Origin of the sequence: Sphingomonas sp., from assembly GCF_965200105.1 — a bacterium.
In the GTDB taxonomy this organism is placed as follows: domain Bacteria; phylum Pseudomonadota; class Alphaproteobacteria; order Sphingomonadales; family Sphingomonadaceae; genus Solisphingomonas.
The window spans coordinates 102,924-126,729 of record NZ_CBDATN010000003.1 but is presented as its reverse complement, the minus strand read 5'-3'; the positions used below and the strand labels follow the sequence as shown (position 1 = coordinate 126,729).

The following is a 23,806-nucleotide window of genomic DNA, read 5'->3' as shown; positions in this document are numbered from 1 at the left end:
TGGCATCGGGCGTCGGCTCGCATCGTAGGTCCGACCCCTTATGAATCACGCCAAAGCCGCCTTGGGAATCCTTCTCAAACGCTCTCTAAGACCTCCGTTTAACATGGAGAACCGGCAAGGCTGCGAGTTGCCCGAGTGTCCGGTTGCGGCCTGCCATGCCGATTTACCGGACGACCGGGTCTGGGCAATTTCTTAGAAAACGCGATCTTGAAGTGGCCGCGGCCTGCTGATTCAATCTTTGCGGGCGAGTGGAGATTGGCCATGATTTGCGAGCGGGCCGTGGCGCAGGAGGCGCTGTTCTACGAGTCAGCCTTGAGCGGCATGGGGCGGGTCATCTGCTGCGCTCGACTGACCGGTTCGTGGACCTGTCGGATATCCGCGAGCAGCTACGGCCCTTCTACCGCGAGACGGGCGGCCTCGATCGACCCCGAGCTGATGATCCGGATGCTGGTCATCGGTTACTGCATGGGCATCCGGTCCGAGCGGCGGCTGTGGGGAGGAGGTGCATGTCATCCTTGCCTATCGCTGGTTCTGCGGGCTGGGGCCCGAAGGCGATTTGCCCGACCAATCCATCTTCTTGAAGAACCGTCACGGCCGCTTCCGGGATAGCGACTTGCTGCGCCGGCTGTTCGAGAGGACGGTCTCGCGCTGCATGGCCGAGGAGCTCGTCGACGGCGAGTGCTTTGCGGTCGACGCCAGCCTGATCCACGCGAACGCCAGTCGTCAGAGCGGCGGACCGGGAAGCGACGGCATGCCGCCTGACGCCGACAACCGCGCCGTTCGCGAGTATCTGGCCGCCCGACGATGCGGCGTTCGGCGCGGCGACGCCGGTGGTGTCGAAATATCTGGCACCCGCCGATCCCGCCTCGCGCTGGACCAGCGTGCATCGCCGCACGGCTTTCTACGCCTATTCGACCAACTAGCCGATCGATCTCGACCACGCCGTCATCAAGGACGTGGAGGCGAGCGCGGCATCCATCCGCACATCCGCGTGTTCGACAAGTCCGCCCGTCGCGACGGCCCGTTCGAGCGCGATCCCTTCACCTACGACCAGCGGAACGAAAGCTATGCCTGTCCCGACGGCAAGCGCCTGCGCGCGAGGAACCGTAACTTCGCAACAGCTCGAGGCGACGTCGGCCAGGACGGCTTCATCCGCTATTGTGCCCGTCAGCAGGACTGCACCGGCTGTGTTTTACGGCAGCGGTGCACGCCGAATATGCCGGCGCGCAAGGTCACCCGCTCCATCCATGAGGGCACCCGGTGACCTGGCCCGCGACATCGCCACCACGGATGGCTACGTCACCTCACGCCGCGAGCGAAAGAAGGTCGAGATGCTGTCCGCGCACCTCAAGCGCATCCTGAAGCTCGAATGCGGGCGCCTGCGGGGCCCCAACGGCGCCAGAGACGAGTTCCTCCCCGCCGCCACCGCCCAGAACCTGCGCAAGCTCGCCAAGCTGATCCCGATGTCGGGGCAACCCTCGCTCGCCTCAGGAGTATCAGCACCCGTCCCGCATCAAGCCGATGCCTCGCTCTCCGCCAGCCGCGACTTCTTCAACAGTATCGGGCGGAGACCCGCTCGCCTCAGCGTGCCATCCGCACCCGGTGCCTGCTTTCGAAGCCGTCGACGCACAGCGCCGCGATCGCGTCGCCCACTGTTTTGGGCAGCTTCAACGTTGCCGCATCCTCGCCTGGGAAGGCATTGGCGCGCATCCGGGTAGCGGTGGCGCCGGGATCTACGATCGCAACCTTCACCGGCGCCAGCCCCGCCACCTCGTCGGCATAGGCAAGGACGAGCGCCTCCAGCGCGGCCTTCGATGCGCCATAGGCGCCCCAGTAAGCACGCGGCTTCGCGCCGACGCTGGAGGTGAGGGCGACCACCCGCGCGCCGGGCGACGCCTTCAGCAGGCCATCGAAATTGGCGATCAGCGCCTGGTTGGCCAGCAGGTTGAGCGTTAGGATGCGGTTGAACTCCTTGCCGTCGATCATCGCCACCGGGGTCAGCGAACCCAACATCGCGGCATTGAGCACGAGGATGTCGAGCGCGCGCCAGCGATCCGTCACCGCCGCCGCCAGCCGCGCGATCGAGTCGCTCTCGGTCAGGTCCATCGGCGCGATCGTGGCGGAGCCGCCGGCGGCATGAATACGTTCCTCCACCTCCTCCAGCCCTCCGCTCGTGCGCGCGGTGAGCAGGACGTGCGCGCCGGCCGCCGCCAGCGCCTCGGCGGTGGCGGCGCCGATGCCGCGCGATGCGCCCGTGACGAGCGCGAGTTGGCCGGTGAGCGGCTTGGTCATGCGGGCGTGGTGGCCTTCACGCCGCGCGCTCGCCGAGCAGCGAGAGCTGGTCGCCGGGCGCCACGTCCTCCTGATCGGTCAGGTGCGTGGGATAGTCGCCGGTGAAGCAGGCGTCGCAATGCTGCGGGCCTTCCGCGTCGCGGCCCTCCTCGCCCAGCGCACGGTAGAGACCGTCGATGGAGAGGAACGCCAAGCTGTCGACCTTGATGTAATCCGCCATCTCGGCGACAGACATCTGCGCGGCCAGCAGCTTCGCACGCTCGGGCGTGTCGACGCCGTAGAAGCAGGAGTGCCGCGTCGGCGGAGAAGCGATGCGCATATGCACCTCGCGCGCGCCGGCGTCCTTCATCATCTCGACGATCTTGAGCGAAGTGGTGCCGCGCACGATCGAGTCGTCGATCAGCACCAGCCGCTTGCCCTCGATCAGCGAGCGGTTGGCGTTGTGCTTGAGCTTGACGCCTAGGTGGCGGATGCCGTCGCCGGGCTGGATGAAGGTGCGCCCGACATAGTGCGAGCGGATGATGCCGAGCTCGAAGGGCAGTCTGCTCTCCTGTGCGTAGCCGATTGCCGCCGGCACGCCCGAATCGGGCACCGGCACCACCATGTCGGCGTCGACCGGGTTCTCGCGCGCGAGTTCGGCACCGATCCGCTTCCTGACCGAATAGACGCTGGTGCCGTCGACGATCGAATCCGGCCGCGAGAAATAGACATGCTCGAAGATGCACGGGCGCGGGCGCACGGCTGCGAACGGGCGGTGCGATCGCACGCCGCGATCCGACACGATGACGATCTCGCCGGGCTCCACCTGCCGGATGAAGCTCGCGCCGACCATGTCGAGCGCCACCGTCTCCGACGCGAAGATGTAGGCGTCGCCGACGCGACCCATCACCAGCGGCCGGATGCCGAGGGGATCGCGGCAGGCGATCATGCCCTCGGGCGTCAGGCAGACGAGACTGTAGGCGCCCTCGATCTGCTTCAAGGCATCGATGAAGCGATCGAGCAGCGTGCGGTACGACGACAAGGCGACAAGATGGATGATGACCTCGGTGTCGCTGGTCGACTGGAAGATGGCGCCGCGTCGCACGAGCTGGCGGCGCAGGTGCATCGCGTTGGAAAGATTGCCGTTGTGGCTGACCGCGAAGCCGCCCGAGAACAGCTCGGCGTAGAGTGGCTGGACGTTCCTGAGCGCGGTGTCGCCGGTGGTGGCGTAGCGGACGTGGCCGCACGCGACCTGCCCCGGCAGCCGGCGGATGACGTCGTCGCGATCGAAGTTACCCGCGACGTGGCCCGACGCGCGGTGGGTATGGAACTGGTGCCCATCCCAGCTCGTGATGCCCGCCGCCTCCTGGCCGCGATGCTGGAGCGCGTGGAGGCCCAGCGCCACCACCGCAGCCGCCGTATCCGCGCCGTAGATGCCGACCACGCCGCACTCCTCGCGCAGGTGATCGCCGTCCTCGGAGCCACCATCCTCGTAATGGAAAGGGTGCGTCGTCAGCATCGCGACTCCGTGTATCCGGGGTGCGCGCGCATATAGGTTAGGGCCCGATGCTTGTCGCCCCCTCCCACCGCGCGTAACCGGAGCGCCATGGCACAGGATCGCGAGACCGGCACGACGCTGGACCCGAAGTGGGATGCCGCCGGCCTCGTCACCGCCGTCGTCACCGACGGCGAGCGGGGCGGAGTGCTGATGGTCGCGCACATGAACGCCGACGCGCTGGCGCGGACGGTGGCGGAGGGCGTCGCCTGGTTCTGGTCGCGCTCGCGCGGGAGATTGTGGAAGAAGGGCGAGACCTCAGGCCACGTGCTGACCGTCCGCGAGATGAGGATCGACTGCGACCAGGACGCGCTGTGGCTGATCACGGAGCCGGCGGGGCCGGCATGCCACACGGGTGCTGTGAGCTGCTTCTATCGGCACGTGGAGGAGGGAGGGCTTGTGCGGGTGGAATAGTGGTGGGTTTGCTCAGCATTCGAGGTCCGGCGTACTTGCAATAATGATCTCTGTGTCGAACGCTCTCACCGGACGCTTAGGAGGATGTTTGTTTCATTTCGAGCAATCGAAGCAACGGCGCTGTTCGTGAAGACGCTCGAGAGAAGCGGCGATCTCGTCGGTTGTGCTTCTTCCTATGTCTTCAGCACAGATCAGCCTAGCGGCTCCGCTTTGCTGGTGTGTCTTATATAGGCCGACCCTCTAGAGGCTCACTGCCGCCGCCAACGTGCAGCACCATCGCCGGATCCGCCATCCTGCCGCGCCACTGGGCATGAACAGAGGCGCTGAGCCTTTGAGACCGGCATGCGGCAATGAGGCGGCGACATCCGCGGACAGGCGCGTTCTCGTCTCGTGATCGTCAGTTCTCTTTTGCCGGGTGAGGCATGTAGATGACGAACGACAGGTCGGGTTGGCCGTCGGGCGTCAGCGCGACATAGGAAAGGTCGACAAAGCCGCGCGTCGGATGACGCAGCCGTTTCATGCCGTCCTTGACGCTCTGCACCTCGCTCATGTTCGTCGCAGCGTTGCGCGGCAGGTCCTGGTCTGATTGCGAGTAATAGAGCAGCACCTCGCCTTCCCGCTCGACCGTGGACGCGACGAACGTGATGTTAGTCGCCTACTTGCCTGACTTGTTTTGCGGCGATCAGCGCCCCCTTGCAACGAGTGACCACCCGGCTGAACTTGCGGTCGAACAACGCCAGCCAATCCGCCACGCCGCAGCCTGCGTCGCGTCATCATAGAACATGACGGGCGCGTTGCTGTCCTCGCCGACGATCGGGCCGGGACTGAGGTGCCAGCGATCTCACGCGTTGAGCCGTGTGGCGTCTGGTGCTCCCATGCTGCAGCCCGCTGAGATGGTCCGCGCTCGCCCGACGAGCGCTCTGTCGCAAACGCGAACACGGACTGTTTGAAAATCGAACAAGACGTGCTATATGACTCGAACAGGCAGACGTTCGAGGTGCGTCGATGGACGATGGCAGCTACTCGGAAAAGGCGCTCACCGCAGACCTCCGCACGTGGTGGGACGGCGAGGTTGGCGGCGAAGATGATCCGTTCGCCGATCCGAAGCTGGCAGCGAGCGGCACGATCTTCGACGTGCTCCCAGCCATCGACTCGCTGGGCTGCGTCAATGGCCTGCTGACGATCGAGAAGCACGTCGGCTTCGACGTGCCGTCGCGCATCCTGAGGCGCGGCGGCTACAGCAGTTTCGAAGACATGGCATCAGACCTCCTGCCGAAGGTACGCGCCATGGTCGAACGTCGGCAAACCCCGCGCAGAAAGGAAGCAGCATGACAGAGCCGAGGCGCATCGCGCGCGCTGCACCAGCGACAAGCGCGACGGACGATGCCGACCGCCAAGGTCTCAGCGCCCGCTTGCGGGAAGCGCGCGAGTATCTCCGGCTCTCTCAAGACGAGGTCGCGCGCGCGCTCGACCTTCCTCGTTCGGCCGTTTCGCTCATGGAGACGGGCCAGCGCAAGGTCGACGCGATCGAGCTGAAGCGCCTCGCCGACATCTACCAGCGACCGATCGCCTTCTTCACAGGCGAGGCTGGCGAACCGGGTCCGATGCCCGAGACGGTCCAGCACCTTGCTCGCGCCGCCGCGAAGCTTACTGATCGCGACCGCGAGGAGTTGCTTCGCTTCGCTCAGTTTCTTCAGGTGCGCGACCGGTAATGGCGCGGCGCGAGGCCTTCCTCGAAGGCGCCCAGAGCGCGGCTCGCCTCCACGAGCGGCTCGACGTGCGCGCTGAGGTCGAGGCGCGAGCTGGCTCGATCGACGTTTTCGGCGCGATCATCGCGCTCGGCACCCCTCTTATTTTCCGCCCTCTTGAAGGACTGCTCGGTGCCTGCATTCCCGGGCCCGGAGTCATCATCTCGACCGAGCGCCCTCTGCCAATCCAGCGCTTCACCGGCGCGCACGAGCTGGGACACATCGCGCTGGGGCACACCTTCAGCCTCGATGGAGAGGAAATCCTGACCCGCATGGGCCACAACAGCGGCCAGGCGCGGACGCCGGACATCGAGGTGGCGGCCGACAGCTTCGCGTCGGCCTTCCTGCTACCGAAGTGGCTGCTGCAGATGCACGCGCGCCGGCAGGGCTGGAACCGCGCCAGCATGAGCGACCCGCGCGCCGTCTACCAGCTCTCGCTGCGGGCCGGGGCGAGCTACCGGGCGACCTGCATTGCGCTCGAGCGCCACGACATTATCGACGCCAAGACGCGCGACGCGCTGCTCGCCACCACCCCGCGATCGATCAAGGCCGAGCTGCTCGATGGGCTCGCCGTCGAGAACTTCTTCCCCGACGTCTGGCTGCTGACCGAGCGCGACGAGGGATCTACACTCGAGGGCCAGCCCGACGACCTGTTTGTCCTCCGGCTCGCCGAGCAGGGCGGCGCCGGCTACCTCTGGACGACAGAGGGCTTGGTCGACTCCGGCTTCGCCATCCTGCGCGACCGGCGCGATATTCCGCCGCCCGAGCAGGCCATCGGCGGTCCTGTCACGCGCGCGCTGACAGCACGGCGCGGCGAGCCAGCGCGCGGCCGCTTCGCTCTCGAACTCCGCCGTCCGTGGATCAAGGCCGGCGCGCCGCTCTCGGCGCTGCGCGTCGCCTATGATCTCCACGGCAAGGAGGTCGGCCTGCCCCGTGTCAAGCGCCGGGACCTGCGGCTGGCGGCCTGATGGCGATCATGACCTTGCGCGACCTTCGCCCGCAGCTCGGACCGGCCCGCAACCAGGGCAGCCGGCCGACTTGCATCGCCTTCGCGTTCAGCGACGGCCATGCGGCCGCGCGTGGTGAGCCGGAGCCACTCTCCGCCGAGCACCTCTACTATCACGCCGTCCAGCGCACCGCCGGCCGCGACCCAAACAACGGCGTCGCAATGCCGACCTGCATCGCCGCGCTCGATGCGGATGGTCAGAGCGCCGAAACGGGCTGGCCCTACATCGATCCCTTGATCGACGTCCCGAGCTGGACCCCGCCCGCGAGCGCGACGCCGGTCTTCCGCCGCGCGTCCGAGACCGCTTCGGCGTCAATAGCGAGCCTCGTCGACGAACTCGACGCGGAGCGGCCGACGGTAATCGCGCTCCTGCTCGGCGAGCGGTTCTACGGCCCGGCCGAGGATGGCCGGATCGTGCTAGGGCCCAACGACGCGGACACCGACTATCACGCTGTTCTGGCGGTCGGGCACGGCCGGGACGGGAGTGACCCGTTCATTCTTATCCGGAACTCGTGGGGAGCCGAATGGGGCCTTGAAGGCCATGCCTGGCTGTCCGCCGCCTACCTTCAATCGCGCCTCTACGGGGTGTCGCGCTTCCCCTCTCAGGAGACCGTCTAAATGAAGCCGATCCATGCGGATACTTGCGTCGACGCCTGGCTGCAGGGCTGCGATCACCTGCTCGCGCAAGAGCAGGATGCCTGGCGTGACTATAACCTGGTGAGCGAGATCGCGAACCCGTTGGCGCTCCCGCCCGGCGACCGCGCCGTGGTCGACATTCTCAACCGCTTTTTGGTCGAGCGGAACGGCCTGCCGTTCAGCACCGTGGTCAACACGATTTTCCCCGCCCAGCTCTATCAACGGCACGGCGCGGCCGGCGTATACGAGCGCTACGTCTCCGACGTTCTGCCGCATGTCCTTAAGCATCCGGACTGTGCCTGGGGCACCTACGCGCAGCGCATCCTCTGCCGGGTCGACGCTGACGGAAAGGAGTTTAGCCCGCTCAAGGCGCTGGTCGCCAAGCTCAAGAGCCAGCTCGCGATCAGCGGCACCAACCGTGGCACCTACGAACTCGGCACGATCGATCCGCTGCTCGACATCCCGATCTACGATCCGGCGAGCAGCGACCGCAACCGGCCGAACGGCGGTCCTTGCCTCAGCCATATCAGCGTGAAGCTCACGGCCGATCACCGGGTCATGCTCACCGCTGTTTACCGCTCGCACTATTGGGTGCAGCGCACGCTCGGTAACCTTTTCGGCCTGGCCCACCTTCAGCATTTCATCGCGCAGGAGGCCGGCCTGGAGATAGGGCCGCTGGTCTGCCACTCGACCATGGCCCAGCTTGAAACTCACGCGAAGCGTTGGAACGGCAGGCAGGTCCGCGACCTAGTCGCACGCTGCCACGCCGCGCGTTCGCTCGCGGTCGCTGCATGAAAGGCGTCATTGTGAAGTCTGGGTCCTATCTCCTCAACCTCCAGTGGACGCAGCTCGCGCATGACGAGCGCTACCACAAAGACGTCGTGATTATGCCGCTGGGCGAGCGCGTGAAGCACATGGCGCTCCACATGGCAAAATATTCTGGCTATTTGGCCGAGATCGACGTCGACGACCAAGAACGTGTCGCCCGCATCCTGGCGGACGCTTTCATCATCACGCTCGCCACGGCCAACACCCTAAACCAGGATCTCGGCGTCGACCTCGGCGACGGCGCCAGCGACGTCACGGACCTAGCTCGGCTCGCCGATGTGGTCGGCTCGGACCTCGGCAGCGACAACAGCGTCGCAGGCCTGCTTCGCCCGTTCGCGCGTCACGCGGGAGCGCTCGCCAAGGCGTGCGAGTCGCTCGACCACATGGAGACCTTCCCGTTTCGGGCGGCCATGCGGGACAGCAATCTCGCCTTGTTCAAGCTTGTCGTCGCCGCGGGTGCCGCCCGCTCGATCCCGCTCGAGCAGCGCTACCGCGAGCGGCTGCGAGTGGTCGAGGAGCGCTCGATCTTCGACCGCCATCTTCAGCCCGCCGCGTCGGCAACGGCGTCGTGACGTTCTGGAGTGGCGAGAAGCTCGAAGAACGGCTTCCTAATCTCGTCGATCCGTTCAACCCGGCCCGTATCGACTGTGCCGCCTACCGGCTGAGAGTCGGGCCGGAAGTCTACGTCTCGCCGACCGACCAGGCCAAGGACGCGCAGACCAAGAGCAAGGTCGCCCTCGACGCGGGCGGAGCCTTCACCGTCCCAGCGGGGCAGTTCGCGTTCCTGCTCACCGAAGAGCGCGTGACCGTGCCGCCTGATGCGCTCGCCTTGATCTCGGTTCGCGCGACCATCAAGTTCCGCGGCCTCGTCAACGTCTCCGGCTTCCACGTCGACCCCGGCTACAAGGGCCGGCTGGTGTTTTCGGTGTTCAATGCCGGCCCCGGCCCGGTGCATCTCGCGCGCGGCGACGAGTGCTTCCTGATCTGGTACGCGGACCTTGACCGCACAACCGCGCTCGCCAAATCGGGCGGCGGTTTCGACGACATCCCCACCAAGCTGATCAACCCGATTGCCGGGGAAATCCAGTCGCTCGCGGGCCTGTCGAAGCGCATGGACGCGATCGCCGCCGAGCAAACGCTCGTCCGCGTGATCGGCCTCATACTCGTAGCGGCTCTACTCGGCTGGTTCATCCGCGAGCTGACCGCGTCCCGTGCCCCGGCACCTGCAGCTCAGCTGGAACGCCCATCCGCCGGATTGCCGACCACCGCGCCCGAGCTCGCCACACCGCGCTCGACCGTCCCAGCTCAGCCTTTAACTCCACCCCAACCTTCGTCTACTAAGGTCGAGCCGCGCGCGTCGCAGCCGATTCCGCCGGACCGGAGGTGAGCGGCTGCTCGTCGCCGGCTTCCGGGTGCGGCGAGCGAGATGGTTCCGACAAAAGTTTTCGACAGTTACTGGCGCTTCGCCGCCGAACGACAGGCGATCCTTCATCGTCGCCTTCGCGGCGAGTCCAGTCCTTGGACGAACGACCCTGTCCTCGCCGCGCATCGCTTCACCAACGCGTACCGCGTGGCCGATCGAGTGAGCCAGTATCTCATCCGTGAGGTGCAGCAGCGCGAGGACCGCAGCCACGCGCCGCACGAGCTCTTCTTCCGGACCATCATGTTCAAGCTCTTCAACCGGATTGAGACCTGGGAGGCGCTAGAGGGATGGTTCGGCCCGCTCGCCTGGGCGACCGCCGACCTTGACGCGATCTCGGCGTTCCTGAGTGCGCGGCAGGACCGGGGGGTGCGGAACTACTCCGCGGCCTACATCATGCCGCCGCCCAACCTGGGTCACGGCCGCAAGCACTCCAATCACTTGGCGCTCCTCGCGCGGATGATGACCGATCGGCTGCCCGACCGGCTACGCCAGGCGCCGTCGCTCGCCGACGTCTACGAGCGGCTGCTCAACTATCCTGGACTAGGGCCGTTCCTGGCGTTCCAGTACGCCATAGACCTAAACTATTCAGAACTCCTCGACTTCGACGAGGACGACTTCGTCGTCGCCGGCCCGGGTGCGCTCGACGGCATCGCCAAATGCTTCGCCAGCACGGGCCGGCGCACCGCCGCTGCCGTCATCAGTTGGATGGTCGAGCACCAGGACGCGGAGTTTGAACGCCTCGGCCTCTCGTTCCAACGCCTCGGCGGCCGCCGGCTTCACCTGATCGATTGTCAGAACCTATTCTGCGAGATCTCGAAGTACGCGCGAGCCGCACACCCGGAGGTCGTCGGCCTGTCCGGCCGGACGAGGATCAAGCAGGCCTACCGGGTCGACCCGCGGCCCATGACGCCCATCGTGCTGCCGAAGCGATGGCAACAAGTTGAGCCTTCTCAACTCAACACCGCCCCTGCTCGGCGGTGCTCGCTCAAGACTACAGGCACCTCTTTTCGCGCCGCCGCGGCGGATACTGGTGCGTAGTCGGCCGCATTGATTGCCGCCTTCGCAGAAAACCGATTTGTTCTAACTCAAACACATTGTAATTGAAATTGAAGACCTAGTGGATGCCCAAGCTTAAGTCGCGGACCGGGACATAAGCGCGGTTGGTTTCCGCGGCTCGACGAGCCTTCGCCTCGAGAACCTCAATCAGCGAGGCGCGCCGCGATAGCACCTCGTACAGATCGAGCCCGTCGGCACAGATTAGATTGGTTTGCCGCCCTCTAGCGAAGGCTTCGAGATCGTCGGCAGTGAAGCCCGAATTGCTGACGAACAAGCCGCGCGCCCATGACGCCTTGCCGGCGACTTTGCCTGAGAAGGTCATCAGATCGGCAAACCCAATCTGCGGACCGTGCCACTTTGCTTCGACCAGATAGGTCTGGCCATGCAGCTTGAAGCTGCCATCGATCTGCTCGCCAACGAGGCGAAAATCCCGGCGCGGTGCCAGGCCAAAGCCTTCGAACAGTTCGCCGAGAAAGCCTTCAAACCTCAGCCCGCGCTGCTGCGGATCGAGCTGGCTGATCTCGATTAGTCGAGACGCTAGGGCCTGCGCGCGCTCGGCGCTCAGCGTTGTCGTCTTCTCCGTCGCGGTCGCCGACTCCGGCTTAGATGGCGCGAAGCTGTCGAGGAAGGCGGAATCGAGCAACTCGGGAATCTTGAATTGCACGCCCGGCAAGAGGCTGTTTAGCCGATCGACCTCGGCTCGGGTGAGCGGATTACCCTTGCCGCGGCGGTAAGTCATGGCCTGGCGCACAATCGCCAGGATCAATTTGGTGAAGTGCGAGCGCCGATGGTCCAGCGTGGCTCCGAGCAGCTGCACGATCGCTGGCCGTTTGCTTCCGGGCACCCAAAATTCTTCGACGCCTGCCTGCGCTGCGGCGAGCGGAAAGGCGGTGCGGTTGTTCCCACTCCCAGGCAGGAAGGCGAGCATCACCGCGTGAGCCGCAGCCTTCGAAACCGAGTAGTTGCCGAACATCGCGCGGTGCGGGTTCGCTGGGTCCGAGTTGAGCGTCATGGAGCCGCCCGAGCTGGCGGTGAGGACGATGCGGCCCGCGGGCGCTTCGCGCAGCAGCGGCAGCATCGCCTGGGTGACGGCGATGACGCCGAACACGTTGGTCTCGAACACCGCCCGCACGTCTTCCAGCGGCGCGGTGACGAGCGAGTTCACGTCGCGCAGGTTCTCGAAGCTCCGGCCCGGCCGCCCGGCATGCGAGATGCCCGCATTGTTCATCAGCACGTCGAGCCGCCCCCAGTCGCTGCGGATGCGAGCAGCGGCCGCGTCAATCGAGGCTTGGTTGGTCACGTCGAGCTGAATAGCGTGAGCATTGGAGCCGATGCTCTTTATGGCTTCCTCGCCCTTCGCTAGCTCGCGCGAGCCGACCACTACGGTAAGGCCGCGAGTTGCCAGCTCCTTGGCGATCTGGAGGCCGATGCCCTTGTTGCCGCCCGTGACGAGGGCGACGCGCTGTTCGGTCATGACTTGCGTCCTTTGCGGGATAGAGAGCTGGTCAACACCGTCCCGCCGCCCTATCACGCAAGCGGAACAACGGTCCGCTTATACGGAACAATGTTCCGTTATGGCAAGCGCGGAACGCGAGATGACGCAGACGGGCAGCAACGCCGACAGCGGAAGCGCGCCGGGCCGGGCCGTCCGCGCCGACGCCCGCCGCAACCTGGCGATGCTGCTCGAAGCGGCGATGGCTGTCTTTGCGCGGTCAGGGGTGGACGCGCCGGTCAGGGAGATCGCGGCCGAGGCGGGCGTGGGCGTCGGCACCGTGTATCGGCACTTCCCGCAGCGGTCCGACTTGGTGGTCGCCGTGTTCCGGCACGAGGTGGATGGGTGCGCAGACGCCGCGCCCGCGCTGGCGGCTGCGCACCCGCCCGCCGAGGCGCTGTCGCGCTGGATGGGGCGTTACGTCGACTTCATCGCCGCCAAGCGCGGGCTCGCGGCGGCGCTGCGGTCGGGCGACCCGGCGTTTGCGGCGCTGCCGGGCTACTTCGAGGCCCGGCTCGTGCCCGTGCTGCGCGCGCTGCTCGACGCCGCGGCGACCGCGGGCGAGGTGCGCGGCGATGTCGAGCCCTACGATCTGCTGCGCGCGGTCGGCGACTTGGGCCTGTCGGCGCATTATGACGGCCCCGACCACGCACGGCGGATGGTGGCGCTGTTGGTCGATGGCCTGCGCTTCGGCGCGAAGCGGTGAATTATTCAGAAACGGTCCGCTTTCCGGACGAGTTGTGCTGAAGCATCCGGAGCCGGTCAGACCTGCCCGAATCCACCATCGGCTTGGTAATCCGCCCCGTTCACGAAAGCGGCCGTGTCGGACGCGAGCATGGCGATGATCCCGGCGATATCGGCGGGGCGTCCCATCCGGCCGACCGGCACCGTGGCGGCGACCATCGCCTTCGTCGCCTCGTCCATCACGGCGGACGTCCCGGGCGTGTCGACCGGTCCCGGCGAGACCACGTTGACTCGGATGTGGCGATCCTTCAGCTCGACGGCCCAGGTCCGTGCGAGCGCGCGCACGGCCGCCTTGCTCGCCGCGTACACGCTCTGGTGCGGCACCGCCTTGGTCGCGGCGATCGAACCCACCAGCACGATCGCGCCACCGTCGCGCAGCAGCGGCAGCGCCTTCTGCACCGTGAGGATCACCCCCTTCACATTCGCGGCGAGCTGACGGTCGATCGCGTCCTCGGTGATCGCGCCCAACGCTTCCGGTTCGGACAGGGCGGCGTTGGCGACGACGATATCGAGACCCACCGCTTGCGCCGCGATCTGTCGATAAAGCCGATCCAGATCGCCGGCGCTCGCCACGTCGCCTTGCACGGCCGATGCGCGACTCCCGATCTGGCCCACGGCACGGTTCAGTTCTTCCTGACGGCGGCCGATGATGAACACGGACGCGCCTTCCTCGACCAGCTTCGCCGCCGTGGCCAGACCAATCCCGCTGCTGCCGCCCGTGACCACCGCCACCTTGCCATTGAGAGACTGAGTCATCGCCAGCGCCCTTCGGTTATATATCGACCGTTACAATATCCGACGCTCGACCGCTGCTGTCAACGATAATAGATCGTTCGATATAGATTGGGAGGATCATATGGCGCGTCCCCGGCAGTTCGATGAGGCCGAGGTGCTAGACCGGGCGATGCAGGTGTTCTGCGCGCACGGTTACGACGGTGCATCGATGATGGCGCTGGCGTCCGCGATGGGCTTGGCAGGCCCGAGCGTCTATGCCGCCTTTGGAAGCAAGCGGGGGCTGTTCGAGGCCGTTCTCGACCGGCATATCGCCTGTGAAGGCGAGCAGCGCGACCGCATCCTGTCCGCGCCCACCGCGCGCGCCGTGGCCGAGCGCTGGCTGTTCGAGGCGGCCGATCGGCTGCCGGGCGTGACGCCGGCCGGGTCCGTCCTGATCCTTGGCGGGCTTTCCGCCAGCCCCGATAACGGCGACGTTCCCGCCGCGCTCGCCAGGCGACGGCAGGCCAACGAGCTGGCGCTTTGGGATCGGCTGGAGCGCGCCAAGGCCGATGGCGACCTGCCCGCCGATGCCGATCCCGCCGCGCTGGCGGCATTCGTGACGGTGGTTTGCGACGGCATGGTCGTTCGCGCGGCTGCGGGCGCGACCACGGCCGACCTGCGGAAAATAGCCGTGCAAGCGATGAGAGCTTGGCCAAGCGCGTGACCGAAGCCCCGGAGCCGAAGGCGCATTAGGGAAAGCATGTTTTCTGGACAGCTCACCGCTTTGCACCGGAGCCTAGGCCGGCTGGCGCGACTATCTGAACCGGGCTTCCGCACCGCCGATGGTGAGCGAAGTGCGTGTTTCAGTCTACGTGTTGAACCGTTCGGCTTTGGTGTCGAACCCAGCGGATTACGCGTCCAGATACTCCATGTAGAACCCCGCCAATCGTTCAACGGCCTGGTCCACGTACTCGTCCTTGTCGTACAGTTCGTAGTGCCCGGCGCCTTCGATGACGAGCATGTCCTTCTTGTTGGTCGCGCGCGCGAACAGCTGCTTGCCGTCCTCGAACTGAAAGGTGGTGCCGAGCCGGCCGGCCACGATGACCTGGATCGGCTGGGTGAGCAACTCGCCGACGAGGTGGAAGGCGTCGAACGCCATCAGCGGCCCGAGGCTCAGCACGTTGCGCCGGTTCGTGCGGGTCTTCGCGGGCCGACGTTCGCTGTAGAAGGCGACGGCGTCGAGCAGGTCCTGGTCCGTTATCCCCGCCGCCTTTGCCTCCGCCATGCTGTCTGGGATCCACGGCGTAAGTTTCGGCGCGGCGCCGCGCGACTCCGCGGTGCGCTGCTTGCCGACGGCCTTCAGCGTATCGATCACGGCATCGGCCGATAGCGACGCGTGGCGGCGCGCCCTGCCGATGTTGACCGCGACGACCGTTCCGACCGCCTTGAACCGGTGCTCGGTCAGCGCGGCTCGTATCGCATAGCCGCCGCCCGCGCAGATGCCGAGCAGACCGACCCGCTCCTCGCTACAAAGGGCAGCGTCATGAGATAGTCCACCGCGGCATGCACATCCTCGACGCGGGCGGCGGGATCTTCCAGATCGCGCGGCTCGCCGCCGCTCTCGCCTTGGAAGGACGGGTCGTAGGCGAGCGCGATGAAACCGCGCGCAGCCATCTTGCTTCCCCAGACCGCCCCGATCTGCTCCTTCACGCTGCTGCCGGGCGTTACGATGGCGAGGGCGGCGTAGGTCTGCCCCCCATCGAAGCCGTCGGGCAGGTGCAGCGCCCCGGCGATCTCGCGACCGGCGCTCTTGAACGATATTCGTTGCGGATCACTCGCCATCGCCTCTTCTCTCCAGAACATTTGAGGATGCTATAAACATTCGCGGGATCGCCAGTGCGCTCCGAATCGCCGATCTCGAGAATGCCGATCCTTTCCGGTTGGAAGGTAGACCCCGCTGGTCGCGTTGGCGAGACAGGTCTACCGAGCCGCACATCGGTTTTGAGAAAGGAGCACGCATGTTTTCGAATACTGTCTCCCGGGCCGGCTTCGCCGCGCTGGCCCTCGCCTTGTCGGCTGCGCCGACATTCGGCTAGGCCCCCGCAGCCCGACCCGTGGTAGCCGGCATGACCCATCATATGACGCAGGTGAACGGCGTTCGGCTGCATTATGCCGAGGCCGGAGAGGGCGAACCGGTACTTCTGCTGCCAGGCTGGCCCCAGGATTGGTACGCTTGGCGCAAGATGGTGCCGCTGCTGGTCGCGCAGCATCGCCGGGTTATCGTGCTCGACCCGCGCGGTTATGGAGAAAGCGACAAGCCGGCGAGCGGCTATGACCTGGACACCGCCGCAACCGACGTGCACGGCTTCCTCGCGGCCGCCGGGCTCGATCGGCCGGGCGGGATCGACGTCGTCACGCACGATCTCGGCGCCTGGATCGGCTATGCGCTAGCCTCCGCGCATCCCGGCGACGTGCGCCGGCTGGTCATCGGCGAGGTGACGATTCCCGACCCGAACGCGACGACGCCGATCCCGGACGAGGCAGCCAACATCAAGAGCTGGCATGTCGCGTTCAACCGGCTCCCAGACCTGCCCGAAGCGCTGATGCAGGGGCGCGAGGGCGTCTTCCTGAACTGGCTGTTCGATCATAAGGCGGCGCAGCCGGCGAAGATCGACCCGGCGGCGCGCGACGAATATGTCCGCGCCTTCTCGACACCGGGCACCATGGTCGCATTTCTCAGCTACTACCGCGAGGCGTTCGGCGCGGCCGGGTTGAAGCGCATGGGCGAGCGCCGCGCGACACCCCTGCCGATGCCGGTGCTGACGGTCGGCGGCAAGGAAGGTATCGGCGAAATGCTGGATAAGAGCTTTCAGGGCCTTGCCACCAACGTGCAGAGCGTCCAACTGGATGGCTGCGGGCACTACATCCCCGAAGAATGCCCGGCGGAGTTCATGGGCGCGATCGACAGCTTCTGGCGCTCGGCCCCGGCGAAGATGCGATAGTCGTCCACACCACGGCGACATCGCCTGATGCGTTCGCGAAATGCGCGATCTCGCTCCATGAACGTGCCGGAATGTGCGGAACAAGAGCTACGGGATCGTCGAGCGGGAGATCGGTTCGGCGCGCAGGGGACAAAATCGGCGAGTTTCCTACTAATGACGCTGTTTTGAATAGATCACCCAGGCCGCCTCAAGGTCATGCTGGTGAGTTCCGGCGGGTGTACAAGGCCAGTTTCAGAGCAGGATCGTCGTTCGCCTGGAAGCTGGCGTAGACGTAAGCCGCCCCACCTTGGCCGGAGAGGTGCATTGTCTTAGTACCCGCGGACGGTGACGCCACATGATGCGAGCGCCACCAATCCCGGAACTCGTCGGAGGCAGCGTTCAACGACGAGACCAGCTCTTCGAACGCCGGATCGCCCGCGCGCTGATCGTAAGTCATTCGAAACAGCGCGACCATCCGCTCGGCCTCCTGTTCCCAGTGGCTGTCGAACAGCGCCCGTGCCTCCAAGGTCGTCAGCATGTAGAGAAGAATGTTACGGTTGCTTTTCGCCATCGTGGTAAACCCGAAGAGTTCGTCGGCGGCGGCGTTCCACGTCAGCACATCCCAGCGCAGACCGGTAACGTAGGCGGGCTCGGGCAGGCTCCTCACAATGGCAGCGACGATGTCCGGCACCGTCTCAGAGTCGAAAGCCTCGGCAGAATTCCAGACTGCCAGCTTGCGGAGGTGAGCCGTTTCGTCGTCGTCGAGTACGAGTGCTCGCGCGAGCGCCGCCATGGTCTCGGCCGATGCCGATACATTGCGACCCTGCTCGAGCTTGACGTACCACTCGCAGCTGATCCCGGCCCGCTCAGCGACTTCTTCGCGCCGCAGTCCGGGCGTTCGGCGTCGCCGCGTGCCGGAAAGGCCCAGCACGACAGGGTCGAGCCGGTGCCGGCGAGATCGCAGGAAGTCACCCAGTGCCTTTCTACCGCTCACGCTCGCCTCCTGGCTGGTACCGCCTGATACCAGGATAAGGCCGGCTCTTCTTGGGTCAACGTAAGCCGCTAACTTGGTTCCGCACCTGCTCAACCAAAGGAGACCGGCGATGCCTATGGTCTACATTCAACTGCACGAGGGAAAGGACGCAGCGTACAAAAAGGCTGTGTCGGAAGGCATTCACGCCGCCATGATGGATGTGCTCGGTGTACCGGACGACACGTGGGATCAGTTCTTCAACGAGCATAAGCCGGGCAACATGGTCTACGATCCAACTATTTCAGCGTGCCGCGCAGCTCGGACATGATGTTCATCCACTTCTTCTTTAACACGCGTCCGAAGGAGATGAAGGAGCGGTTTTTCGAGGCCGTCGCGGACGAGGTGACCAGGCGCGCGGGACTCCGCCGCGAGGACTTGCTGATGGCGATCACCGAAGTGCCGTGGGAGAAATGGTGGGCCTACGGCCGCACGGTCGATCCGAACACGGGCTTCGACACTCGCATGAAGGGACAACGGTGATGGAAATCTCCGGCTTGGGCGGGCGATTGCCCCTGCAATCGCCAGGAAGCCTCAAAACGGCGGCGCGCGCTCTCTACGACCGGCTTGCGAGTGGACGCCTGGCTAAGGCGTCGCCCTTCACCAGCAAAACTGACGCGGGCGAGCTAATCGGGCCGTTCAACGCGTTGCTTTAGGCGACCTCGGGCTGCAGCAGCCCGAACCCGCTGTCGATGTAGCGGGCGAAGGTGTCGAGGAAGCGGTCGATGACGCCGAGATCGTTCACGGTAGCACTCGCGTCAGAGGATGCGGCCGGGCTGGCGCGGCGGGCTGGCGTTGTTGCCGCTCGGCGGCGTCGCCGGCTGAGGCCGCGTCGGGAACGGGTCCACCGCGCGGGGCCGGTACGGCACGCCCTGACCGCGGAAGCGCAGGCGGATGGCCTGCGCCGCTTCCCGGCAGAGCGCCTCGGTCGCCCAGGGCTGGTTGGTCTTGCAGCCGCGCTGGACGGCGGCGAGCCGCGCCGGGTCCGCGAGCAGGCTCTTCGCCGTGTCGGCCGCCTTCGCCTCGGCGATCAGCGACCCGGCCGTGAGGCCGATCGCCAGCCCTGCTACGAGCTGCGAGCCGTAGCGGAGGAGACGCGCGCGGGTGAGGAGCGCGCTCATTGCCGGAATGCCTGGACTGGCGACGGCGTGTAGGTGACGCCGTTGCCCTGGAATCGCTGCCGGTTGGCGCGGCCCTGCTCCTCGGCCTGCAGCATGCGCGCCTGCTCGAGCGCGGTCGAGCGGCCCTCGGCGAGGCGGAGCTGCTGGTCCTGCATGGTCTGCTTGACCATCAGCGCGAGCAGCTGGTTGGTGGCCTGGGTCGCCTGGAGGATGCCGACCGCGCCCTGGCTTGAACCGACGACCTGTGCGAGCGTGCCCTGGTCGGCGGTGATCGCGTCGTTGACCTGGGCCTGCAGCGATAGCGTCGTGCGCAGGCCCTCCAGCGAGTTGGACCATTGCGTCCGCGCGTCGGCGACAGTGCGGGCGGCGGTCGTGCCGGCGCCATAGCCGGAGGGATATTGCAGACGGAACTGCTGATCGAGGTTGGCGACCTGGGTGGTCAGGCCCTGCGCCTGGCCGTCCGCTCGTCGTTCGACGCGAACGCCACCCGGACGTGGCAGTTGTCGAGGATGGCGTTGTTCGGCCCGTAGGCCTTCTCGATCTGGTTGAGGCTCTGCGCGATCAGGAAAGAGCGCAGGCCGTAGCCCGCCATGAAGGCGAGCGCGGACTCGAAGAAGTCGAGCCGGCCGAGCGCCGGGAACTCGTCGAGCATCAGGAGCAGCTTGTGCTTGCGCGCGATCCCGTCCGAGCCGTCGAGGCTCTCGGTCAAACGCCCCGCCTCGATCGGATTGAGGTCGTCGACCAGGAACAGGAAGACGTCGCGATCGGACGCGTAGAGGGTGGTGGTGTCGCGGCTGATGTCGACGAGGGGATTGTAGACGCCCGTTGACCAGTCGAGCACGCCGGGCACCTTCCAGCGCGTGTCGCCTGTGCCGTTGCCCGCGATCCGCTGCACGGCCGCGACCAGCTCGTGGTCGTAGATGCGCCCGTAGTCGGGACCGGTGACGGCGCGCAGCTCGACGCGGCCGTCCATGTTCTCCAGCGTCTTCACCTGCTCGGCGCGGTGCGAGGTCAGACCGTACTGCAGGTTGATGCCGGCGAGCGGCGCCGGCAGCTGGCGCAGGTAGGTGGCGGGGGCGCTGACCAGCGCGGCGAGCTGGCCGAAGCTCCAGTGCGTCGGCGCCAGTGCGACATCGGAGCCGGGCAGCACGAGGTCGAGCCGCTCGGCGTCGTCGCGGCTGTGGGCGACGGACGTAACCGCTGGAGCGCGGTGCACCGCCTCGACGCCGCATGGCTGTACCGGCTGGCGCTGGAGAAGGGCGTCGCGGGCGCTCGCTATCATGCGGTGACGGAAGAAGGCGTGACGCTTCGCGCCATCGCGGAAGCGATTGGCCGGGCGTTGCGGATGCCGGTCACGGCGCTGCCGCCCGAGCAGGCCCGCGATCATTTCGGCTGGCTGGCGCTCCCGGCGAGCATGGATGCTCCGGCCTCCAGCGATCTGACGCAACAACGCCTCGATTGGCGGCCGGCGGAGAAGAGCGGGCTTATTGGCGACCTCGATAATGCGGATACCGTGACGGTCCAGAAGGCTATTGATCTGGACAACGTACCCCTGACACTCGCCCGAGTAAGGAAGCGATAGAACCTCATCCGAGAAGGCACGCAAGCTCACCCGCTCTTGATCAGCCAACTTGTGGCCCATCGGAACGACTGCCATTAGTGGTTCGCTCCAGCCGCAAGATCGTGTGAGCTCAGGCTCATCTCTTACGCTATAGGTCACGACAACGTCGGACCCTCCATCGCGAACTAGCCGGACCGCATCTGCGCGCACGAGCTCTCGGACGTCCAGTCTCACTTTAGGCTGATGATGCGCCAATTCGAGAAGTAGCCGTGTGAACGGTTCGCTGGCTAAGTCGTCGCCGAGAACCAAGCGAACGCGATCTGGCTGATCGTTCGCATCGCGGCGGGCAGTGGCGACTGCTGCATCAATGTCATCGAGGATACGTCTCGCTTCTTGGTAAAAGCGGGCGCCGGCACGGGTGAGCCAAGTCCGCCTCGTCGTACGCTGGAGAAGCTTGGTCCCGAGGTCAGCCTCAAGGTTGCGAATCGAATGACTCAATGGAGATTGCTCCATGCCGAGCCGCTCGGCGGCGCGCGCGAAATGTAGCTCCTCTGCGACGGCCACGAAGTGGCGGAGATGCCGGATCTCCATATAATATCTTCCTTTGAATCGATCGCTCCCCAGGCCACTGCGAAGGCGATCGACGCTGCAGGGTGATGAACGAGACTGGCTTTGTTCGTCAGTCTCCGCTCAAGTACTTCCGCGCAATGCAAAACCGTTCGGTATGACATTGTATTAGCCCGCCTTCTCCGATCGCCATGAAGGGCGACCCGACGTTTCTCTCCATCGCCCTTGTGCGAGCGCGGCGCTTGTTGACGCGTTGGACCAAAGCGAAGGAGGCGAGTAACCGGCTAAGCTCCAGGCAGGTTCGCCGGATTGTAGTATTCTCGGTAGCGGCCGATGCGGCCGCCGGTCGTCTCAATGACTGCGACGTATTCCTGCTCAAAGCGCTCGTCGGTCGCGACAAGACGCGCCTGCGATCGATACTCCATAACCATGCCCGCGCCCTCGATCGGGTGGCAGGCGTCGAGATCGAACCGTTCGAACACGATCGTGCCCTCGAGCGTCGCCAGATAGGACGCCATCGCCGCCTTGCCCTCGACGCGTCGGGGTTCGGCAGGGGCGTAGGGGAATTCGAATACCGCGTCGTCGTGAAACATATCGAGATAGCCCTCGACACCGGGCGCGAGCCGCGGACCGAGTGCTGCGACCGTCATCTCGGTAACGGGCTGGAGCATGGGGAAGCGCATCGCTAAGCCTCCGATCGCCGCGGCCGCATCGCCCTAAATGCCGCCCTGACCTCGTCGACGAAGACGGCCGGCTGCTCGAACGCTGCAAAATGCCCGCCGCGCGCGATCGCGTCGTTGAAGTAGGCGATGTTCGCATACTTGCTGTCCGCCCAGCGGCGCGAGGTCCGCACATTCTCCTTGGGGAAGACGCTGAACGCGACCGGCATCTCGATCCGCTGGCCCGTGTCGAGCTGAGCCAGGCTCTCCCAGTACAACCGTGCCGACGAGGCACCCGAATTGGTCAGCCAGTAGAGCGTGATATTGTCGAGCAGCTCGTCCAGCGACAGGACGGTCTCCGGGCTCCCGTCATTGTCGGTCCACTCGTAAAACTTTTCGTAGATCCAAGCGGCCTGCCCGATCGGCGTGTCGGCAAGCGCGTAGCCGATCGTCTGCGGTCGCGTGGACTGTTCCTTCGCGTATCCCGACTGCTCCTTGTCGAACAGCTTGAGCCGGTCGAGGATCGCGCGTTCCTTCGGGTCCGCGTTCACGACCTGCTCAGGCGTCGGCTGGACGAAGGCGAGGTTGAAGTGGCAGCCGACGCAACCCGCAGGCGCCTTGTCGGCGATCGCCAGCGCTACCGCGGCGCCCCAATCGCCGCCCTGCGTCCCCCAGCGATCGCCGTAGCCGAGCCGCCGCATCAGCTCGATCCAGGCGTCGGCGATGCGCGGCAGGCTCCACCCGGTCTCGGCCGGCTTGTCGGAGAAGCCGTAGCCGGGCAGGTGCGGCAAGATCAGGTGGAGCGCGTCCTCGCGCCGGCCGCCGTGCGCCGCCGGATCGGTGAGCGGCCCGACCACCTTGTTGAACTCGACGACCGAGCCGGGCCAGCCGTGCGTCATTATAACGGGCAACGCGTCGGGCTCGGGCGAGCGGATGTGGTGAAAGGCGATGCCGAGACCGTCGATTTCCGTGCGCTGCGGGTCCCACGCGTTCAGCATCGCCTCGCAGCGCCGCCAGTCATACCGGTGCTGCCAATGCTCGCACAGCGCCTGCAGGCTGGCGATCGGCACGCCCTGGCTCCAGTCGCCGACCGGCTCGGCCTCGGGCCAGCGCGCCCGCGAGAGCCGGTCGCGCAAGTCGGCGAGCTGCGCGTCGGCGACGCGGATCGTGAACGGCTCGATTCCGGACTCAGGCATCGGCCGGCACCACCGGCCCGATCAGCAGGCCGCCGTCGATGACGTAATCCGAGCCAGTGATGAACGCCGACTCCTCGGACGCGAGGAACATCACCACGCGCGTGATCTCTTCGGGCTCCGCCATGCGCTTGACGGCGAGTTGATCGCCGTTCCACGTCTCCGCGATCGGCTTCGCGCCTGGCCGTGCCGGCTCGGTGATGAACGGCGTCCTGACCACGCCCGGGCTGACCGAATCGACCCGGATGTTGTCGCGCGCGAGCTCGAGCGCGGCGGTCTGGGTCAGGCCGCGAATGCCCCATTTACTGGTACTATAGGCGGCGATGAAGCTCGTGCCGATATGGCCGGTGGTCGAGGCAATGTTGACGATCGCCCCGCCGCCGGCGCGCCGCAGCGACGGCACCGCGGCGCGGATTCCGAGATACGGGCCCTTCAAGTCGGTGGCGATGACGAGGTCCCAATCCGCGGGATCGCTGTCGGCGATCGGGGCGGCGGCGGAAACGATCCCGGCATTGTTCACCAGTACCGAGATCGGGCCGAAGCGGCGCTCAGTTTCGTCGACGGCCGCCTTCCAGCTGGCCGGATCGCGAACGTCGAGCCGCACGAACGCAGCATTCTCCCCGATCTCGCTGACAACGGCGCGACCGCCCACCTCGTCGACGTCCGCGACGACGACGTTATATCCGGCCGCCGCGAACCCGCGCGCATGCGCGCGACCCATGCCGCTGGCCGCGCCGCTGATGAAAACTGTCCTACCCATGCCTCAGTCCAATCTGGATTGTTCTTCGACTTAGGTAGTTCCGGCCC

At 66.1% G+C, this 23,806-nt stretch carries 28 protein-coding genes and 4 pseudogenes; 16 read left to right on the top strand and 16 right to left on the bottom strand.

What is annotated here, in order from left to right; genetic code table 11:
• Positions 1–261 precede the first annotated feature (261 nt).
• Positions 262–1,463, top strand: a pseudogene (locus tag ACOFKX_RS13310) (transposase); the annotation flags it as partial.
• A 118-nt stretch (positions 1,464–1,581) separates the two neighbouring features.
• Here ACOFKX_RS13310 and ACOFKX_RS13305 read toward each other — a convergent pair.
• Together ACOFKX_RS13305 and purF are read right to left on the bottom strand one after the other, a co-directional pair.
• Complete coding sequence (locus ACOFKX_RS13305; RefSeq protein ID WP_419827561.1) at positions 1,582–2,292, bottom strand: SDR family NAD(P)-dependent oxidoreductase; 711 nt, start codon at positions 2,290–2,292, stop codon at positions 1,582–1,584.
• Positions 2,293–2,308: 16 nt separating this feature from the next.
• Positions 2,309–3,790: an amidophosphoribosyltransferase gene (purF, locus tag ACOFKX_RS13300; protein WP_419827560.1), complete on the bottom strand. Its 1,482-nt coding sequence runs from the start codon at positions 3,788–3,790 to the stop codon at positions 2,309–2,311.
• 87 nt (positions 3,791–3,877) lie between these two features.
• On the opposite strand from purF, the gene hisI reads away from it, so the two are divergent.
• A complete protein-coding gene (hisI, locus tag ACOFKX_RS13295; protein ID WP_419827559.1) occupies positions 3,878–4,240 on the top strand; it encodes a phosphoribosyl-AMP cyclohydrolase in 363 nt (120 codons plus the stop codon).
• Between the two features lie 397 nt (positions 4,241–4,637).
• Here hisI and ACOFKX_RS13290 read toward each other — a convergent pair whose 3' ends face one another.
• On the bottom strand, positions 4,638–4,847 hold the full coding sequence (locus ACOFKX_RS13290) for a hypothetical protein (RefSeq protein WP_419827558.1): 210 nt from the start codon (positions 4,845–4,847) through the stop codon (positions 4,638–4,640).
• A gap of 398 nt (positions 4,848–5,245) precedes the next feature.
• Between ACOFKX_RS13290 and ACOFKX_RS13285 the strand changes: the two genes are divergently transcribed.
• The 8 genes from ACOFKX_RS13285 (at position 5,246) to ACOFKX_RS13250 (ending at position 10,919) form a co-directional block, all read left to right on the top strand.
• Entirely contained in the window at positions 5,246–5,572 is a 327-nt protein-coding gene (locus ACOFKX_RS13285; RefSeq protein ID WP_419827557.1) for a hypothetical protein, read from the top strand.
• Positions 5,569–5,952, top strand: coding sequence for a helix-turn-helix domain-containing protein (locus ACOFKX_RS13280; RefSeq protein WP_419827556.1), 384 nt, complete (start codon positions 5,569–5,571; stop codon positions 5,950–5,952). The genes ACOFKX_RS13285 and ACOFKX_RS13280 overlap by 4 nt, the downstream gene beginning before the upstream one ends.
• Positions 5,952–6,956, top strand: coding sequence for an ImmA/IrrE family metallo-endopeptidase (locus ACOFKX_RS13275; RefSeq protein WP_419827555.1), 1,005 nt, complete (start codon positions 5,952–5,954; stop codon positions 6,954–6,956). Before ACOFKX_RS13280 ends, ACOFKX_RS13275 begins: the two co-directional genes overlap by 1 nt.
• A complete protein-coding gene (locus tag ACOFKX_RS13270) occupies positions 6,956–7,612 on the top strand; it encodes a C1 family peptidase (protein WP_419827554.1) in 657 nt (218 codons plus the stop codon). The genes ACOFKX_RS13275 and ACOFKX_RS13270 overlap by 1 nt, the downstream gene beginning before the upstream one ends.
• Positions 7,613–8,425, top strand: a complete 813-nt coding sequence (locus ACOFKX_RS13265) for a hypothetical protein (protein WP_419827553.1) — start codon at positions 7,613–7,615, stop codon at positions 8,423–8,425.
• Between the two features lie 152 nt (positions 8,426–8,577).
• Positions 8,578–9,030 carry a hypothetical protein gene (locus tag ACOFKX_RS13260; protein WP_419827552.1) on the top strand — a complete coding sequence of 151 codons (453 nt, stop codon included), beginning with the start codon at positions 8,578–8,580 and terminating at the stop codon, positions 9,028–9,030.
• Positions 9,027–9,845: a dCTP deaminase domain-containing protein gene (locus tag ACOFKX_RS13255; protein ID WP_419827551.1), complete on the top strand. Its 819-nt coding sequence runs from the start codon at positions 9,027–9,029 to the stop codon at positions 9,843–9,845. The genes ACOFKX_RS13260 and ACOFKX_RS13255 overlap by 4 nt, the downstream gene beginning before the upstream one ends.
• A gap of 39 nt (positions 9,846–9,884) precedes the next feature.
• Complete coding sequence (locus tag ACOFKX_RS13250; RefSeq protein ID WP_419827550.1) at positions 9,885–10,919, top strand: nucleotide kinase domain-containing protein; 1,035 nt, start codon at positions 9,885–9,887, stop codon at positions 10,917–10,919.
• A 76-nt stretch (positions 10,920–10,995) separates the two neighbouring features.
• Here the strand turns inward: ACOFKX_RS13250 and ACOFKX_RS13245 are convergent, their stop codons facing one another.
• Positions 10,996–12,411 carry an SDR family NAD(P)-dependent oxidoreductase gene (locus ACOFKX_RS13245; protein WP_419827549.1) on the bottom strand — a complete coding sequence of 472 codons (1,416 nt, stop codon included), beginning with the start codon at positions 12,409–12,411 and terminating at the stop codon, positions 10,996–10,998.
• A 100-nt stretch (positions 12,412–12,511) separates the two neighbouring features.
• Between ACOFKX_RS13245 and ACOFKX_RS13240 the strand changes: the two genes are divergently transcribed.
• Positions 12,512–13,135 (top strand): TetR/AcrR family transcriptional regulator, encoded by a 624-nt coding sequence (locus ACOFKX_RS13240; RefSeq protein WP_419827548.1) that lies wholly within the window; start codon positions 12,512–12,514, stop codon positions 13,133–13,135.
• Positions 13,136–13,191: 56 nt separating this feature from the next.
• Here the strand turns inward: ACOFKX_RS13240 and ACOFKX_RS13235 are convergent, their stop codons facing one another.
• On the bottom strand, positions 13,192–13,905 hold the full coding sequence (locus ACOFKX_RS13235) for an SDR family NAD(P)-dependent oxidoreductase (protein WP_419827547.1): 714 nt from the start codon (positions 13,903–13,905) through the stop codon (positions 13,192–13,194).
• A gap of 124 nt (positions 13,906–14,029) precedes the next feature.
• Between ACOFKX_RS13235 and ACOFKX_RS13230 the strand changes: the two genes are divergently transcribed.
• Positions 14,030–14,611 carry a TetR/AcrR family transcriptional regulator gene (locus ACOFKX_RS13230; protein WP_419827546.1) on the top strand — a complete coding sequence of 194 codons (582 nt, stop codon included), beginning with the start codon at positions 14,030–14,032 and terminating at the stop codon, positions 14,609–14,611.
• A gap of 186 nt (positions 14,612–14,797) precedes the next feature.
• Here ACOFKX_RS13230 and ACOFKX_RS13225 read toward each other — a convergent pair whose 3' ends face one another.
• Both ACOFKX_RS13225 and ACOFKX_RS13220 read right to left on the bottom strand, forming a co-directional pair.
• On the bottom strand, positions 14,798–15,262 hold the full coding sequence (locus ACOFKX_RS13225; RefSeq protein WP_419827545.1) for a hypothetical protein: 465 nt from the start codon (positions 15,260–15,262) through the stop codon (positions 14,798–14,800).
• 86 nt (positions 15,263–15,348) lie between these two features.
• The gene (locus ACOFKX_RS13220; protein ID WP_419827544.1) at positions 15,349–15,729 is read right to left on the bottom strand and encodes an alpha/beta hydrolase; all 381 of its coding nucleotides are present in this window, start codon (positions 15,727–15,729) and stop codon (positions 15,349–15,351) included.
• Positions 15,730–16,013: 284 nt separating this feature from the next.
• On the opposite strand from ACOFKX_RS13220, the gene ACOFKX_RS13215 reads away from it, so the two are divergent.
• Positions 16,014–16,889 (top strand): alpha/beta fold hydrolase, encoded by an 876-nt coding sequence (locus ACOFKX_RS13215; protein ID WP_419827543.1) that lies wholly within the window; start codon positions 16,014–16,016, stop codon positions 16,887–16,889.
• A gap of 193 nt (positions 16,890–17,082) precedes the next feature.
• On the opposite strand, the gene ACOFKX_RS13210 is transcribed toward ACOFKX_RS13215, so the two are convergent.
• Positions 17,083–17,862, bottom strand: a complete 780-nt coding sequence (locus tag ACOFKX_RS13210) for a helix-turn-helix transcriptional regulator (protein WP_419827542.1) — start codon at positions 17,860–17,862, stop codon at positions 17,083–17,085.
• Positions 17,863–17,971: 109 nt separating this feature from the next.
• On the opposite strand from ACOFKX_RS13210, the gene ACOFKX_RS13205 reads away from it, so the two are divergent.
• A complete protein-coding gene (locus tag ACOFKX_RS13205; RefSeq protein WP_419827541.1) occupies positions 17,972–18,169 on the top strand; it encodes a tautomerase family protein in 198 nt (65 codons plus the stop codon).
• Positions 18,148–18,381: a tautomerase family protein gene (locus tag ACOFKX_RS13200; protein WP_419827540.1), complete on the top strand. Its 234-nt coding sequence runs from the start codon at positions 18,148–18,150 to the stop codon at positions 18,379–18,381. The genes ACOFKX_RS13205 and ACOFKX_RS13200 overlap by 22 nt, the downstream gene beginning before the upstream one ends.
• A 275-nt stretch (positions 18,382–18,656) precedes the next feature.
• Here the strand turns inward: ACOFKX_RS13200 and ACOFKX_RS13195 are convergent, their stop codons facing one another.
• The 4 genes and pseudogenes from ACOFKX_RS13195 to ACOFKX_RS13180 all read right to left on the bottom strand — a co-directional run.
• On the bottom strand, positions 18,657–19,019 hold the full coding sequence (locus tag ACOFKX_RS13195; RefSeq protein ID WP_419827539.1) for a hypothetical protein: 363 nt from the start codon (positions 19,017–19,019) through the stop codon (positions 18,657–18,659).
• Positions 19,016–19,189 (bottom strand): hypothetical protein, encoded by a 174-nt coding sequence (locus ACOFKX_RS13190; protein ID WP_419827538.1) that lies wholly within the window; start codon positions 19,187–19,189, stop codon positions 19,016–19,018. The genes ACOFKX_RS13195 and ACOFKX_RS13190 overlap by 4 nt, the downstream gene beginning before the upstream one ends.
• Before the next feature lie 278 nt (positions 19,190–19,467).
• A pseudogene (locus ACOFKX_RS13185) lies at positions 19,468–19,731 on the bottom strand (type IV secretory system conjugative DNA transfer family protein); the annotation flags it as partial.
• Positions 19,720–20,235: pseudogene (locus tag ACOFKX_RS13180) on the bottom strand (DUF932 domain-containing protein); the annotation flags it as partial. The pseudogenes ACOFKX_RS13180 and ACOFKX_RS13185, both read right to left, overlap by 12 nt.
• Here ACOFKX_RS13180 and ACOFKX_RS13175 point away from each other — a divergent pair.
• On the top strand, positions 20,230–20,601 hold the full coding sequence (locus tag ACOFKX_RS13175) for a hypothetical protein (protein WP_419828303.1): 372 nt from the start codon (positions 20,230–20,232) through the stop codon (positions 20,599–20,601). The pseudogene ACOFKX_RS13180 and the gene ACOFKX_RS13175 overlap by 6 nt on opposite strands.
• Here ACOFKX_RS13175 and ACOFKX_RS13170 read toward each other — a convergent pair.
• The 4 genes and pseudogenes from ACOFKX_RS13170 to ACOFKX_RS13155 all read right to left on the bottom strand — a co-directional run.
• Positions 20,581–21,171, bottom strand: a pseudogene (locus tag ACOFKX_RS13170) (LysR family transcriptional regulator); the annotation flags it as partial. The gene ACOFKX_RS13175 and the pseudogene ACOFKX_RS13170 overlap by 21 nt on opposite strands.
• A 260-nt stretch (positions 21,172–21,431) precedes the next feature.
• On the bottom strand, positions 21,432–21,830 hold the full coding sequence (locus ACOFKX_RS13165) for a nuclear transport factor 2 family protein (RefSeq protein ID WP_419827537.1): 399 nt from the start codon (positions 21,828–21,830) through the stop codon (positions 21,432–21,434).
• 2 nt (positions 21,831–21,832) lie between these two features.
• Entirely contained in the window at positions 21,833–23,002 is a 1,170-nt protein-coding gene (locus ACOFKX_RS13160) for an epoxide hydrolase family protein (RefSeq protein WP_419827536.1), read from the bottom strand.
• A complete protein-coding gene (locus ACOFKX_RS13155) occupies positions 22,995–23,759 on the bottom strand; it encodes an SDR family NAD(P)-dependent oxidoreductase (protein ID WP_419827535.1) in 765 nt (254 codons plus the stop codon). The genes ACOFKX_RS13160 and ACOFKX_RS13155 overlap by 8 nt, the downstream gene beginning before the upstream one ends.
• Between the last annotated feature and the right edge of the window lie 47 nt (positions 23,760–23,806).

Bases quoted from the DNA above. Each gene is read 5' to 3' on its own strand.
- ACOFKX_RS13165 (WP_419827537.1), bottom strand. From the start codon at position 21,830: ATGCGCTTCCCCATGCTCCAGCCCGTTACCGAGATGACGGTCGCAGCA.
- ACOFKX_RS13205 (WP_419827541.1), top strand. From the start codon at position 17,972: ATGCCTATGGTCTACATTCAACTGCACGAGGGAAAGGACGCAGCGTAC.
- ACOFKX_RS13230 (WP_419827546.1), top strand. From the start codon at position 14,030: ATGGCGCGTCCCCGGCAGTTCGATGAGGCCGAGGTGCTAGACCGGGCG.
- ACOFKX_RS13245 (WP_419827549.1), bottom strand. From the start codon at position 12,411: ATGACCGAACAGCGCGTCGCCCTCGTCACGGGCGGCAACAAGGGCATC.
- ACOFKX_RS13190 (WP_419827538.1), bottom strand. From the start codon at position 19,189: ATGGTCAAGCAGACCATGCAGGACCAGCAGCTCCGCCTCGCCGAGGGC.
- ACOFKX_RS13155 (WP_419827535.1), bottom strand. From the start codon at position 23,759: ATGGGTAGGACAGTTTTCATCAGCGGCGCGGCCAGCGGCATGGGTCGC.
- ACOFKX_RS13250 (WP_419827550.1), top strand. From the start codon at position 9,885: ATGGTTCCGACAAAAGTTTTCGACAGTTACTGGCGCTTCGCCGCCGAA.
- ACOFKX_RS13265 (WP_419827553.1), top strand. From the start codon at position 7,613: ATGAAGCCGATCCATGCGGATACTTGCGTCGACGCCTGGCTGCAGGGC.
- ACOFKX_RS13285 (WP_419827557.1), top strand. From the start codon at position 5,246: ATGGACGATGGCAGCTACTCGGAAAAGGCGCTCACCGCAGACCTCCGC.
- hisI (WP_419827559.1), top strand. From the start codon at position 3,878: ATGGCACAGGATCGCGAGACCGGCACGACGCTGGACCCGAAGTGGGAT.
- ACOFKX_RS13220 (WP_419827544.1), bottom strand. From the start codon at position 15,729: ATGGCGAGTGATCCGCAACGAATATCGTTCAAGAGCGCCGGTCGCGAG.
- ACOFKX_RS13280 (WP_419827556.1), top strand. From the start codon at position 5,569: ATGACAGAGCCGAGGCGCATCGCGCGCGCTGCACCAGCGACAAGCGCG.
- ACOFKX_RS13275 (WP_419827555.1), top strand. From the start codon at position 5,952: ATGGCGCGGCGCGAGGCCTTCCTCGAAGGCGCCCAGAGCGCGGCTCGC.
- ACOFKX_RS13195 (WP_419827539.1), bottom strand. From the start codon at position 19,019: ATGAGCGCGCTCCTCACCCGCGCGCGTCTCCTCCGCTACGGCTCGCAG.
- ACOFKX_RS13240 (WP_419827548.1), top strand. From the start codon at position 12,512: ATGGCAAGCGCGGAACGCGAGATGACGCAGACGGGCAGCAACGCCGAC.
- ACOFKX_RS13305 (WP_419827561.1), bottom strand. From the start codon at position 2,292: ATGACCAAGCCGCTCACCGGCCAACTCGCGCTCGTCACGGGCGCATCG.
- ACOFKX_RS13160 (WP_419827536.1), bottom strand. From the start codon at position 23,002: ATGCCTGAGTCCGGAATCGAGCCGTTCACGATCCGCGTCGCCGACGCG.
- ACOFKX_RS13270 (WP_419827554.1), top strand. From the start codon at position 6,956: ATGGCGATCATGACCTTGCGCGACCTTCGCCCGCAGCTCGGACCGGCC.
- ACOFKX_RS13215 (WP_419827543.1), top strand. From the start codon at position 16,014: ATGACCCATCATATGACGCAGGTGAACGGCGTTCGGCTGCATTATGCC.
- purF (WP_419827560.1), bottom strand. From the start codon at position 3,790: ATGCTGACGACGCACCCTTTCCATTACGAGGATGGTGGCTCCGAGGAC.